General features: G+C 43.5%; 13 protein-coding genes. 12 read left to right on the top strand and 1 reads right to left on the bottom strand.

The genetic code is table 11. The features are described from left to right. Positions 1–191: 191 nt before the first annotated feature. The 7 genes from VN379_RS01775 (at position 192) to VN379_RS01745 (ending at position 5798) form a co-directional block, all read left to right on the top strand. Positions 192–839 (top strand): 3-oxoacid CoA-transferase subunit A, encoded by a 648-nt coding sequence (locus VN379_RS01775; RefSeq protein WP_325530187.1) that lies wholly within the window; start codon positions 192–194, stop codon positions 837–839. 21 nt (positions 840–860) lie between these two features. Beyond that, on the top strand, positions 861–1508 hold the full coding sequence (locus tag VN379_RS01770) for a 3-oxoacid CoA-transferase subunit B (protein WP_325530185.1): 648 nt from the start codon (positions 861–863) through the stop codon (positions 1506–1508). 28 nt (positions 1509–1536) lie between these two features. Further along, positions 1537–1878 (top strand): cupin domain-containing protein, encoded by a 342-nt coding sequence (locus VN379_RS01765; protein WP_325530183.1) that lies wholly within the window; start codon positions 1537–1539, stop codon positions 1876–1878. A 22-nt stretch (positions 1879–1900) separates the two neighbouring features. Beyond that, positions 1901–2689, top strand: coding sequence for a glucose 1-dehydrogenase (locus tag VN379_RS01760; RefSeq protein ID WP_325530181.1), 789 nt, complete (start codon positions 1901–1903; stop codon positions 2687–2689). 89 nt (positions 2690–2778) lie between these two features. Beyond that, positions 2779–3714 carry a cyclase family protein gene (locus VN379_RS01755; RefSeq protein ID WP_325530179.1) on the top strand — a complete coding sequence of 312 codons (936 nt, stop codon included), beginning with the start codon at positions 2779–2781 and terminating at the stop codon, positions 3712–3714. Between the two features lie 392 nt (positions 3715–4106). Then, positions 4107–4925, top strand: a complete 819-nt coding sequence (locus VN379_RS01750) for a methyl-accepting chemotaxis protein (protein ID WP_325530177.1) — start codon at positions 4107–4109, stop codon at positions 4923–4925. 198 nt (positions 4926–5123) lie between these two features. Then, positions 5124–5798 carry a DUF1638 domain-containing protein gene (locus VN379_RS01745; RefSeq protein WP_325530175.1) on the top strand — a complete coding sequence of 225 codons (675 nt, stop codon included), beginning with the start codon at positions 5124–5126 and terminating at the stop codon, positions 5796–5798. Between the two features lie 130 nt (positions 5799–5928). Here the strand turns inward: VN379_RS01745 and VN379_RS01740 are convergent, their stop codons facing one another. Beyond that, positions 5929–6882: a LysR family transcriptional regulator gene (locus VN379_RS01740; protein WP_325530173.1), complete on the bottom strand. Its 954-nt coding sequence runs from the start codon at positions 6880–6882 to the stop codon at positions 5929–5931. Positions 6883–7379: 497 nt separating this feature from the next. On the opposite strand from VN379_RS01740, the gene VN379_RS01735 reads away from it, so the two are divergent. From VN379_RS01735 to VN379_RS01715, 5 genes are all read left to right on the top strand, one after another. Further along, on the top strand, positions 7380–8486 hold the full coding sequence (locus tag VN379_RS01735; protein ID WP_325530171.1) for a uroporphyrinogen decarboxylase family protein: 1107 nt from the start codon (positions 7380–7382) through the stop codon (positions 8484–8486). Between the two features lie 388 nt (positions 8487–8874). Beyond that, positions 8875–10620 carry a sensor histidine kinase gene (locus VN379_RS01730; RefSeq protein ID WP_325530169.1) on the top strand — a complete coding sequence of 582 codons (1746 nt, stop codon included), beginning with the start codon at positions 8875–8877 and terminating at the stop codon, positions 10618–10620. Beyond that, complete coding sequence (locus VN379_RS01725) at positions 10607–11320, top strand: response regulator transcription factor (protein ID WP_325530167.1); 714 nt, start codon at positions 10607–10609, stop codon at positions 11318–11320. Before VN379_RS01730 ends, VN379_RS01725 begins: the two co-directional genes overlap by 14 nt. A gap of 163 nt (positions 11321–11483) precedes the next feature. Then, entirely contained in the window at positions 11484–11657 is a 174-nt protein-coding gene (locus tag VN379_RS01720) for a hypothetical protein (RefSeq protein WP_325530165.1), read from the top strand. A gap of 39 nt (positions 11658–11696) precedes the next feature. Further along, the gene (locus VN379_RS01715; RefSeq protein ID WP_325530163.1) at positions 11697–13364 is read left to right on the top strand and encodes a formate--tetrahydrofolate ligase; all 1668 of its coding nucleotides are present in this window, start codon (positions 11697–11699) and stop codon (positions 13362–13364) included. Positions 13365–13652 lie beyond the last annotated feature (288 nt).

The raw sequence follows: 13652 nt of genomic DNA, 5'->3' as shown, positions 1-13652 counted from the left end.
GCACGCTCCTCAGGACCATTACAAAGAAGTGGGAGTGATAAGACAATCATCGGTGCAAATCCGAGCCGGAGTTAGTTATATAAAAAGATTTTTCCCAATAATCAACCAATGTACTTTGATTGGCACAGTTCTTGCGAAAGAATAAGGCGTAGCAGTTAAAGGTATAAACGCTAAGAACTGAGGGGGAAACAATGTCTAAGGTAATCAGTATGGAACAGGCAATGAGTAAAATTCAAGACTCGTCTGTTATAATGATTGGAGGATTTCTAGCAGTTGGAACTCCGGAACGTTTAATTGATGCTGTGGTTAGCAAAGGATATAAAGACCTTACTGTAATCGCCAACGACACTGGATTTCCGGATCGGGGCATTGGTAAACTAGTTGTTAACCACCAGGTGAAAAAGGCAATTGTTTCTCATGTTGGCACAAATCCTGAAACCGGTCGCCAGATGAATGCCAATGAACTGGAAGTGGAATTATCACCACAAGGAACATTGATTGAACGCATACGATCAGGTGGTGCCGGTTTGGGCGGCGTACTCACCCCAACCGGGGTGGGAACGGTTGTTGCCGAAGGAAAGCCAACAATAACAATTGACGGTCGCGTGTTTTTGTTAGAAAAACCCCTGCGGGCTAATGTTGCGCTGGTAAAGGCACATAAAGCTGACACTGATGGCAATCTGGTATTTAGAATGTCGACACGTAACTTCAATCCTCAAATTGCCACCGCAGCTGATGTTGTTATTGCGGAAGTGGAAAAAATCGTGCCTGTAGGAGAATTAGCTCCTGACGAGGTTATGGTGCCAGGAATTTTTATTAATAACATCGTTCAAGCTTAGTGGGCGATTGGAGGAGCGTTCATGGAAAACAGAGTTCTAATTGCTAAACGGGTTGCACAAGAACTTAATGACGGCGATGTAGTAAATTTGGGAATTGGGATACCTACACTTGTTGCTAACTACATTTCAAAGGATAAAAAGGTAATTCTGCATTCTGAAAATGGTTTTATCGGACTGGGGCCGGCAGGAGAGAGTATTGATCCTGATTTGAGTAATGCAGGCGGGCAGCCGGCCGGCATTCTGCCAGGCGGCGCTACCTTTGACAGTGCCATGTCATTTGTTATCGTGCGCGGCGGGCACCTTGATGCCACTGTGCTGGGAGCCCTGGAGGTAGATCAGCAAGGCAATCTGGCTAATTGGATGGTGCCCGGGAAAATTGTCCCAGGCATGGGTGGGGCCATGGACCTTGTTGTTGGTGCCAAGCGGGTCATTGTTGCCATGGAGCATGTCGGTAAAGGCGGCGTACCTAAAATAATGAAAAAGTGCAGCTTGCCACTTACGGCATCCCACGAAGTCGATTTAATAATTACTGATTTGTGTGTATTCAAGGTAACAGAACAGGCGCTGGTATTAACCGAAATAGCTCCAGGTGTTTCGCTTCAGACCGTAAGGGAATGTACTGATGCAGATTATATAATATCTCCGGATATCAAAGAGATGGCGGTCTGAAAAAAATAGAAAAAAGGAGGCGAGAAGTATGAAGAAGGTCGAATTAAAGGATGTAAAGCCATACCAGGCACCCAAGCATTTCAACATGGTTGCGCTAAAATTGCACGGGAAGGAGGAAACCGGGGCTCAGAAATTCTGGATGGGTTTGTCACATTTTCTGCCGGCCGGCGGCGCTGAGTATGATGCATCCCCTGTTGAGAAGATTTACTTCGTTCTTGAAGGCGAGGTAACTGTTATTACTCAGACAGAGAAAGTCGTATTAAAGGCATGGGATTCTATCTATATCGGGGCCAATGAGGGTAGAGAAATCATCAACGAAACCAATAAGCCGGCAAGCATGCTGGTAGTTATGAACTATCCGGAAGCATAATTGTGTATGGGAGTGATAGGTAATGGAACAGGCAGTCTTGGATAAAATTAAGAAACTGTTTTGTCTTGAAGGCAAAGTCGCGATAGTAACTGGTGGTGCCGGTGCCCTGGGAGAATCGATTGCCGCAGGGTTAGCGGCGTATGGTGCTGATATTGTTGTTACCGGTAGAACAATTGCCACTTTGGAAGAAGCAGTAAAGGGTGTTGAGAAACTTGGCAGGAAAGCATTGGCTGTAGCTTGTGATGTCAGCAAAGAAGAAGATGTAATCAACATGGTTAAAAAGACTGTGGACACCTTTGGCAAGATTGATATTCTTGTGACTGTAGCCGGCATTGCCAAGCGTTACCCGGCCGAAGATTTTCCTGCTGAAGACTTCCAGCAAGTAATGGATATAAACGTTAAAGGCACTTTCCTCACCTGTAAGCATGTTGGCCGGGTAATGAAAGATCAGGGTTTCGGTAAGATCATTACTATATCTTCAGTGCGTGGTTTTGCCGGACATCCTGGTGGCTATGCGGCGTACGGCCCCAGCAAAGCGGCTGTTGATGGCTTGACCAAACAGTTGGCCACCGAATGGGCTAAATACAATATTACTGTAAACGCCATTGCGCCGACCATCTTCTGGACGCCGCTCACGCAGCAGGTACTCGAGGATGAAAAACTCAAGCAAATATTTCTCTCGCGCATTCCCTTGGGACGTGCAGCTGTAACCGAGGATATGGTTGGAGCAACCGTATACCTGGCTGCACCGGCTTCTGACTTTGTAACAGGCCAAATTCTTTACGTTGATGGTGGCTGTACCGCTGGTTGATATCGCAGCTGAATCTGGTAGGTAGTATATGCTAAGCCTTGGCATATGCCTATGATAAACAAAAGCAAATACAATTGGAGGAATCAAAAATGGGGAAAAAGGTATTAGTAGATTTAACTCATCCATTCCATGCTGACATACCCGTATGGCCGTATTTTGCAAAACCTAAAATTGATACTATGCATAGCCTTGCAAAAAGCGGAGTATTAACTCAAAAAATAGATGTTGTTATGCATTGCGGAACACATGCAGATGCACCTCGCCATGTTATGGAATACGAGTTTGACGGTAAGCGCGCACGTTACACTCATGAGCTTCCACTGGATGCTTATTATGGAGATGCAGTTTGCCTGGATATACGTGTTGAACGCTGGGGCCTTATTACAGCAAAACATCTTGACGATGCTTTGGCACGTGCCGGAGTAACACATGAAGAAGTAAAGGGCATGGTACTTGTTTTAAGAACAGGTATACATCTGAAATTTGATGACACTAAGGAATATTATCATTATTCCTGCGGCTGCGGTAGAGAAGCAGGACAATGGTTTGAGAAATATCAACCCAAATGTGTAGCCATGGACATGCAAGCCCTTGACCACCCTCTCCATACAACAATGGGTAAGAACGGTCCACCGGCAATGAATCTTATTGGTGATTCAGGCAAACCGATTACTGAGGAATACATTGAGAAATTTGGTATTGAGGCTTATGCCGAGTTCGAAAAGGATGTATTTATCAAAACCTTTGGTAAAGAAAAATATATGGAAGCGTATGGTAAGCTTGAAGACCATGGTCTGGCGGGTACCTGGGAGCCTTGCCACAAATATATGATGGGTAACGGCATTGTAGGTGTCGAAAACGTTGGTGGGGATCTTGAAAAAGTTGTAGGCAAACGGTTTAAATTCATGGCATTCCCGATTCGCTGGTGGTTGGGCGATGGTGCTATGGTTCGCTGTGTTGCTGAAATAGATGAAGACGATCTAAATCCAGTACCAGACAGAGTATACAATTACGGTGGATTTTAATCCAGTACCAGACAAAATCTACAAATATGGTATAGTAGACAAAATAATAATCTGTCGATACTAATGTTCTAAAGTGTCTGGATGATAATGGGGTGCAGTTCGTCGTATGGTTTTACGTTGCCTGGCAACTGCCCTCTTTTTACATGATCAGAAAGTATCCCCTTTCTGATATAAGTAAGAACGGCTAAGGCTTCTGCCGGCGTCCTGAAGGACTTGGCACAAGCCAAGTCTTTTCTTATCACTGTGGGTAATGGCCAATTATATAATTGCGAATTAAATAGTCGTAATTTTATGAATTTTTATTTTTAAAGCTACAAGATCCAGCGGCTGTTCCCCCGGGGGATTAACCGGCTTGCCGATATAACTAGAGCAAAAAGAGGGAAGTATTGGTTATGGATAAAACATTAGAATCACTTATTTTATGTATGCCTATTATACAAACGGTGCTTCCGTTTGACTCAATGGTCGTTATATCTGACAGAGACAGCTTTCTATACTATGGTCCAGGTAACAAGATGCAGCATGAGTCTCCTGTCGGTAAAGCTGTGAGTAAAGGAGATGGAATGTGGGAAGCTATAACCAGTAATTTTACGCAGGATATTGTAGTATCTAAAGACGTTTGGGGCTTTCCGTTCCGGAGCATTAGTGTGCCTATCGTTAATGGAACTCGTGAAATTGTTGGCGCAATAGGGTTGGCGTGTAGTTTAGAAACCCAGGAAATTCTGCATGATGTTGCCCAAACCATCGCTGCAGCGTCTGAACAGGTGGCGGCATCAAGTCAGGAACTTGCAGCTAATGCGGCACTGCTTAATAAGAGATTAGAATTGCTTGGTATCACAGGGCAATCTATGGTACAAAATATTGGCAAGTCAGACTCTATTCTTATGTTTATTAAAGACATAGCAGCAAATACAAATTTGCTGGGACTAAACGCGAGCATTGAAGCGGCTAGAGCGGGTGAGCAGGGGCGAGGCTTTTCTGTGGTTGCCCAGGAGATTAGGAAGCTATCTAATAATAGTCAGGTATCTGTTAAGGAGATCAAGGAAATTTTAGAAAGCATGCGCGGGGAAATCACGCAGATAGAAAAAGAAATAGACGAGGTTGATAAAATCAGCTCACAGCAGAAAGCTGCCAGCTATGAGATAAGTAAAGCCATAGAATCGCTGACCAGCCTGGCAACAAGAGTACAAGAGCTTGCATTTCGTGTATAATTGAAAGTTTGGGGTTACCTGTTGGGTGCCCTTTTTTATTTGTCTGTATTAGGATGGTAAGCAAAAGCCCAGCAGACAAAATGGTAATTTAATTGAAAGAATAATATAAAAATATTGACAGAATAGGCTTGCTGGACAATAATACATATATATATGTATATATAACTAACAATCGGTTTATGAGGAAAGGGAAGGGTTATGAAATCATTAATCATCACTTGTCGTACCATCCAGGCCGAGGTTGATAAGGCTATTCAGCAGACTGATTGTCGTTTTCCTGTGATATATCTTGAATCAGCTCTTCATAATGAACCAGACAAGCTAAGGTCTGTTCTCCAGGAGGCCTTGAGCAGGGCTAGTAATGTTGATCAAGTTTTGCTGGTGATGGGGTACTGCGGCAATGCCATTTTAGGTCTTAAGCCGGCGGGGTTTAGACTGGTTGTTCCTCGCGCCGATGATTGTTTAACTATGCTGCTTGGTTCGCAGCAAAAGCGGACAGAAGTGCAAAGAACGATGCCCACATACTTTTTTTCCAGTGGCTGGCTGGCAAGCTGGGAACAAATGGAGCGAACTACATTTGAAGAATATGAGCGGACAATCAAGCGGTATGGCAAAGAAAAGGCTGACAAGATATTGCGGATTACTTTCAAACACTATAAAAGAGTAGGGGTAATAGATACAGGAGAATTTCCCCTTGATGAACTGATGGCAAAAGCACAGGTGCATGCCGATTTTCTAAATTTAAAATGTGAAGCCATTCCCGGAACCCTGGGTTATCTAAAGAAATTTCTGACTGGTCCCTGGGATAATGATTTTATCGTAATAGATTCAGGAGAAACCATCGTCATGGAGCAACTATTTGGCAAAAATTGAATGGTTGTGGTTTTGAAAACCCACTATGAATGAATAAGCTCCTGCAGGCTAAAACTAGCTTGCAGGAGCTATTGTTATTTATATGATAAGGATTGCTTAGGGTTTTTATCACTGTGACTATGGGACAGAGTTATCTGCATGCTATTGTACGGGGAAATTTTTTCGTATCGAGCTGTACGTCCTGATACGGTTTCATATTAAGCGATTCAAGCACTTTCAAAAAAAGCGGGACTGCAGGGTTACTGTGTTCCTTTTTCCAGGTAGCCATGATATTACAATAAGCTTCCTCACCCTGCATACCAACCAAAGAGATACAGGCCGGGACTTGACGGACTAACGAGGGGTCCTTAGGCATGAACGAAATGCCTACTCCTGCTTCCACATACCAGTATACACTTTCCATACGCGTCGTTTTATTGGCAATAATGGGAGTAAAATCTCTGTCGGCACAAAGATTCATAAACCAGTTAAAGCCATCCGGCGTTTCCGCTTCAGACAGGATGATAAAGGGATCAGCAGCCAGAGTCGAGATATCCAGTGAAGAAGCTCCCGCGTAAGGATGGTCGCCAGGTAATAAAAAACACATAGGCGTTCTATGAATTAAACTCTGGGAAAACCGGCTGGCTTTTAATTCATTTCCCATTATCAAAGTAAAGCCCAGATCCAACGCCTCCGATTCTATAGCGTCCTCTATCATTCGCAGTGTTAATACACGAATATCTACGCTGATCTGAGGGTAAAGCGCCTGAAATCTTTTAAGTGAATAGGGAAGAAATGCATTTTCAAATCCAAAACAGCCGATTTTCAGGCTGCCGCGGATTCCCCGCTGGGCCTGACGGGTTTTTTCCACAATATCAGTAATTCTGGCCATCAGGCCATGGCCTTCTCTTAGCAGGGTTTTACCTGCCGGTGTCAGTTCAAGTGACCTGTGATGGCGAATAAACAGTTCAACGCCCAGTTCTGATTCAAGGTCGGCAATTTGTTTGCTTAATGCTGACTGGCCAATGTATATCCGCTTAGCAGCCTCAGTGAAACTCAAACATTGTGCAACTGTTATAAAAGACTGCAAGTTCCGAATGTCCATACACTTTCCTCCTGCCTCCTTAAATTATGATATCTAGATATATATATATCATAATATAACTGTCACCAAAGTGATAGATGGTTGAGCATTTTTATTATGATAATTAGGAATAGTAGTCGGAATTATGAGAATTTGACGGCGATTAAAGATAAGGATAACATAAAATTAAGCATTGCATGCGGAATATGAACAGGCATTGTTAGGGGGGGATTGATGCAGCATTCTCCAAAGTAAAATTGCCGTCAAAAAGCAATGATTACGGCAGCCACTGGTAGATGAGGCAGATTTTCGGGCTGGTATGATGATTGAGAATAGTTTTAAGAATTATTAGAATTTGACGAATTTTATAGACCAGGTTACTATTAAGGTATAGGTTCGGACATTCTGATCGCAATAAAAGAGGTTATTTCTTTTTGCGAATCCTGTAACTGTGCCAGTCTATAGACTGAGCAGTCGGATAAGTAAAATTTCATAATATATAACGAAGGAGTGCTGATATGAAAACAACACAAGAATTACTTTTGGAGCGTAAGACCAGGGTAAATAAAGCCGTTGCCTTGGAGAAACCGGACAGAACACCGGTAATATTAATGGCGGATGCCTTTTGCGCCAACCATATGGGGGTAAAGCTATCTGATTTCTGCTCAAGCCTTTCAATCCAGAATCAAACAATATTAAACTCTGCAAAGGCCTTTGGCGATATTGATGGTATGAATGCCCCTTATGCAGCAGGACCGCTGTTTCCGTTGATTTTTATGACCCATGTTAAGCTTCCTGGCAAGGAGCTGCCGGACAATTCCTTATGGCAGCTTGATGAAAAGGAAGTCATGACAGTAGAGGACTATGACACTATTCTCAATAAGGGCTGGGGGCCTTTTATGCAGGATTATTTGGTAAACAGACTGCATTATCCGCTCGGTCAGATCTTGGAAGAACTTGCGCAAACACCTCAGTTTGTTAAAAACTTCGAAGATGCCGGATACATGATTTACTCTCCCATTATTGCTACCGCAGTTCCAGAATTGCTTGGCGGCGGTCGTTCTATGCCAAAGTTTATGAGAGATTTATACAAAATCCCCGATAAAGTGGAGGCCGTTCTGGATGTCATTCAGAAAGAGTGTCTTGAAACGCTGCGGCAGCAAATAAGAGCAACTAAAGCTTCGATTGTTTTTATGTCCCCCGCCCGTGGTGCCAGTGAGTTTTTCTCACCCAAACTTTGGCAGCGGTTTACCTGGAAATATCTAAAAGAAACAGTGGATGTAATCTTAGAGGAAGGCGCGGCGGCAGATATTCATATTGACTCCAACTGGGAACGCGATCTGGAATATTTCCGTACTCTGCCAAAAGGGAAATGCATTTTTGAAACCGACAATGCTACTAACATTTATAAAATAAAGGAAGTCATCGGCGACGTCATGTGCATAAAGGGTGATGTTCCGGCCGCTAAACTGACTCTGGGGACACCTGATGAGGTTTATAACTACTCGGCACAATTGGTTAAAGACATGGGGCCGGGCTTTATCCTTTCTTCTGGTTGCTCCATACCACCGAATGCTAAGGTTGAAAATGTTAAAGCTATGATTTCCGCCGCTACCGGTAAATAACAAGTAAATATGAACCGAACTGTAAAGAGCTAACCAGCATACAGGTTAGCTCTTTTTATGCAGGCTTAAATTCCCGGGTAATTGTGATTTTATTATTTTGAAACAATTACAGGATATTGTAATTTTGGCGAGAATGAACTAGGTATACTATTTTTGTCTATCTATTGTTACATCTTAGCTCAAGGAGGGTAAGCATGGTAGAGTTTATTACAATATTTGTTGTTTTGTTAAGGACCACGTTGCTGAGTGTGGCATTGGTATTATGAAAAACTTATCAATAAGAGCGCATCTATGGATTGCTTTCGCAGTTATACCCATAATCCCAGTTGTTTTTCTTAGTACGCTGCTAATATTGCAGTCACATGAATTCTCTCTGCAGTCTGTAACTTTGAGCGTTGTTATTACGTTGGTATTTACCCTTTTATTAGGCTATTTTCCGGCAAAACGTATAAATATCACCATAAAAATACTTTTGGAATACATTCAGGAAGTCATTAGTAAAGTCGATGAGATTAAAGCAGTCAGTTTTCCACGCTTTGCTCCTCAGGAGTTTCATTTTATGGCCGAGCATTTCTTTATCATGGCAAAGAAAATCAAGGAGAGTCAACAAGCGTTACTCAAGCTAAATGCTGAGTTGGAACAACGGGTAGAAGAACGAACCGAGAGCTTACTGCGAACTAACCGCGAACTTGCTATTTTAAATCAGTTAATTACACCAACTACGCCTGCCCCTGGGGGGGCTGATATTATTGGGGGGTGTCTCAGGCAGTTTTTCGAGTTATCGGGTGTTAATGCAAAATTGTACCTTACCAAACCGGTTTTTTCTTTGTTAGGGTCTTATGAGGAGGATATGAGTGGCGGTGGTGATAATGAAGCCGGTGATAGAAGCCACAATGCGAGATACTATGTTCAGCCTATCCGCTCAGGCAATGCCACTTTCGGACACTTGGTTGTGCCCAATTCCCCGCTAACCGAAGCAGATAAGAAGTTCTTGCAGACGTTGTCCCATTCTGCCGGGATTATTATTCAAAAGGAAATGTTGTCACAGACACTTCAACAAAATCATGCTGTTTTAAAAGCCGTCCTTGAGAGCATGTATGATGCAATCACATTGATTGATAAAAAACGGGAAGTTGTGTATGCAAATGGCCGTATGGCCAAGCTGCTTGATATTCCCCGGGACAAGATGCGTGGTTTGTCAGAAGAGTATATCTTTGAGGTTATGTCAGGCAGGCTGTCTGATTCTGACCGGCAGATTATTAAGCAGGCGATACAAGGAAATGGTATCTATCGGTTTAAAATTAACTATGGGGATACCCAGCAGCACATAATGCTGTCAGCTTTTCCTGTTACCAGTGATGAACACCATATCATTGGCAAAGGATTTGTCTGGCGGGATATTACCAAGGAACACGAAGTTGATAAGCTTAAGAGTGACTTACTCTCCATGGTTTCACATGAATTCAAAACACCGATTACAAGTATAAAAGGCAGTGTTGAAACCTTGCTGCGGGTAGATGCTTACTGGGATGAAGATTTCAAACGGGAAATGCTGACCGGAATCCATGAGGACATTGATCGTATCCAGGAGCTTGTTAACGACTGGCTGGATATTTCCAGAATTGATGCCAAAGCTATTAGTTTGGACCGGGAACCGGTACGGCCAAGCACTGTTGTTGATAATGCAGTCCGAAAGCTGCCAAAACACTTTGCCAGTGGTGCGAAGATTGAATCAACAGTAGGCGAATGCTTGCCGATGATGTACGGTGACCGGGTTCGTCTGGGGCAGGTTTTGTCAAATCTTCTTACCAATGCTATCCGTTATAATGAGCGTAATCCGGAAATTAAGATTTCTGCCGATTGTGACGAAAAGTATATTCATATCAGCGTAGCTGACAATGGGATTGGTATTAATGAGAAACACTTTGTAAAAATATTTGATCGTTTTTATTGTGTTGATACCGGCCGCGAACGTCCTAGCGGCGGTACCGGTTTAGGCCTGGCTATTTGCAAAGGGATTATTGATGCCCATAGCGGCAATATCAGGGTTAAAAGCTGTGAGGGCACCGGTAGTGTCTTTACTGTTTCCATACCGAAATACAGGAGTGCTGGTGATAAATATGAAAAAGTGTAGAGTATTTATTATTGATGATGAGCCAAAAATATTGCGCTTTATTTCAGCTAACCTCAAGTCACTGGGCTATGAACCGCATATATTCCAGAATGGTGCAGACGCACTGGCGAAGTTTGATTTACTGGACCCGGAACTCATTTTGCTGGATCTCATGATGCCCGGGCTGGATGGCCTTGCCTTGCTGAAACGGCTGCGAACATTTTCCAATGTACCGGTGATTATCCTGACTGCACGGGGTAATGCAAACGATAAAGTGCAGGGGCTTAACATGGGGGCTGATGATTATCTGACAAAACCATTCTCTCTAGACGAGCTTTTCGCCAGAGTTAAAGCGGTTCTGCGGCGTTCTGACAGCAGGGTGGTCAATAACTATATGACTAGCGAGATAAAGAACGGGGAGGTTACTGTTAATTTGGCTCAGCGACGAGCCTGGGTCGGAGATAATGAACTGCGGCTTACGGAAACAGAGTATAATTTATTCTCGTTGTTAATGGCTAATGCGGGCAAAGTATTGACTCATGAACAACTGCTTACTGATGTGTGGGGCAGCGAATACCGCGATGATGTAGAATATCTGCGGGTAGCTATAGCCCGGATACGTCAGAAGATCAAGAATGCGGACCTCGATGGTGGCTTTATTGTGACCTACCCTGGGGTAGGCTATATGATTTCTAATACTGGCACCGAACAACACCTGTGAAGGGTGTTGTTCTTTTTTATGTTTTTGTAATGTAAAAGTTGTTTGTTTTATGCGAATTTAATGATTAGTGCGATAATATATAAATAAGCAGCAAAAGCTCAATGAAAGAAGTGAGCTTTTGCAAAGTACTTTAAGTATAACATAATAAAAGGAGGCCCCAATTATGAACCTGTCTTTGTGGTGTGAGCATGATGAGATGACCTCAAAATATAGTATGGTCAAGTATAGTTTTGAAGATAAGGAAGTGCTGCTGAAAGTGCAAACCTGGATATGCCCGATCTGCGGAATTCACGGCTCAAATACAGAGTTGGCCCAGGCCTCGGAATCCCAGAATTAACCGGTAAAAATTAATAGCGCATACTAAGGGGGACTATTTGTGAAAAGTGATGTTGAAATTGCCCAAGAAGCAAAAATGAATGCTATTGTAAAAGTGGCTAAAGAATTAGAAATTCCTGACGAAGAATTAGAGCTTTATGGAAATTACAAGGCTAAAGTTTCCCTTAAAACCTGGGAGCGGATTAAAGACAGACCTAACGGCAAACTAATTCTGGTCTCAGCTATTAATCCGACTCCCGCCGGTGAGGGTAAAACAACAACTACCGTTGGGCTTGGCGACTCTCTGCGGAGAAAAGGGAAGAAGGTAGTAATTGCCCTGCGTGAACCCTCTTTGGGGCCCTGTTTTGGTGTTAAGGGTGGCGCTGCTGGCGGTGGTTATGCTCAGGTTGTGCCGATGGAGGATATTAATCTTCACTTTACCGGCGATTTCCACGCAATCACTACTGCTCATAATCTTTTGGCTGCAATTATTGACAATCACCTCCATCATGGCAATGCCCTCGGCATAGATCCCCGTCGTATTACCTGGCGCCGCGTACTTGACCTTAATGAACGCGCACTGCGGTTTATCGTTTGTGGACTTGGCGGCAAAGCCAATGGCGTGCCCCGGGAAAGCGGATTTGATATAACTGTCGCCTCTGAAATGATGGCCATTCTTTGTTTGGCTAAAGACCTGGATGATATGAAAGAACGCATTGGTCGGATTATTATTGCTTATACGCATGCGGGGAAACCAGTTACTCCTAATGATCTGAAAGTTACCGGTGCCTTAACCCTGCTCTTTAAAGATGCTATTAAACCTAATCTTGTACAGACATTGGAAAATACACCTGCTTTCGTCCATGGCGGCCCGTTCGCCAATATTGCGCATGGCTGCAATAGTGTATCTGCCACTAAATATGCCCTCAAGCTGGCTGATTACTGTGTTACCGAGGCCGGTTTCGGCGCCGACCTGGGTGCGGAGAAATTCATTGATATCAAGTGCCGTTTTGCTGGGTTTCAACCCAGTGCGGTAGTTATTGTGGCTACCGTACGGGCACTCAAGATGCATGGTGGTGTCCCCAAGACCCAGTTGGCTGGCGAGAATATGGCGGCATTGGAAAAAGGTCTTGCCAACCTTACCAAGCATATTGAAAACATTCAGCAATTTGGCTTGCCAGCTGTAGTAGCCATCAACGCTTTCCCAACAGATACTGCCCAGGAGTTGAGCTTTGTAGAAGAAAAATGTAATGCAATGGGCGCGGAAGTAGCACTATCTGAAGTATGGGCTAAAGGTAGTCTAGGTGGGCAGGTGTTAGCGGAAAAGGTGCTGGCTGCTTGTGAGAAACCTAACAACTTTACCTTCGCTTATGACGAAAAGGCACCGATAAAAGACAAAATCGCGGCTATTGCCACCAAAATATACGGTGCCGACGGCGTAAACTACACGAGTGCAGCCGAAAAAACTATCCAGGAACTGACGACCATGGGTTTTGATAAGACGCCCATTTGTATGGCCAAGACCCAATATTCTCTGAGTGATGATCTGACTAAGATCGGGCGTCCAACCGGGTTTACAGTTACTGTTCGTGAAATAAGGGTGGCGGCCGGGGCAGGTTTCCTGGTGGCCATTACCGGCGAGATTATGACTATGCCAGGTTTGCCTAAGGAACCCTCCGCAGTCAAAATGGATATTGACAATAACGGGAAGATTGTTGGTTTGTTTTAGCCGGGTGTATCATATCGCTATAAAAAAGAGGAAAGCCGTGAGCGCATATGCCCAGTGGCTTTCCTCTTCATTTTACTGCCGATGAAATCTATGAATCTCATGGACGATCCTGTTTTGTAATGTTTTTGTAATGTGTGAAGTTATGAATTTTATGTGAATTTAATGGAAAATACGTTAAAATGTTAATACTATACTACTATTGCATGATTAAAGAGGAAGTTTTGCATGCATATTGATAGTAATGATAATATTGTTCGTTTATTCTAGTCCTCAAAATGCCCTTAATGC

Source organism: Sporomusa sp., assembly GCF_035561255.1.
Taxonomy (GTDB): Bacteria; Bacillota; Negativicutes; order Sporomusales; family Sporomusaceae; genus Sporomusa.
The sequence above is the reverse complement of the archived record's forward strand: the minus strand, read 5'-3'. Positions and strand labels throughout refer to the sequence as shown.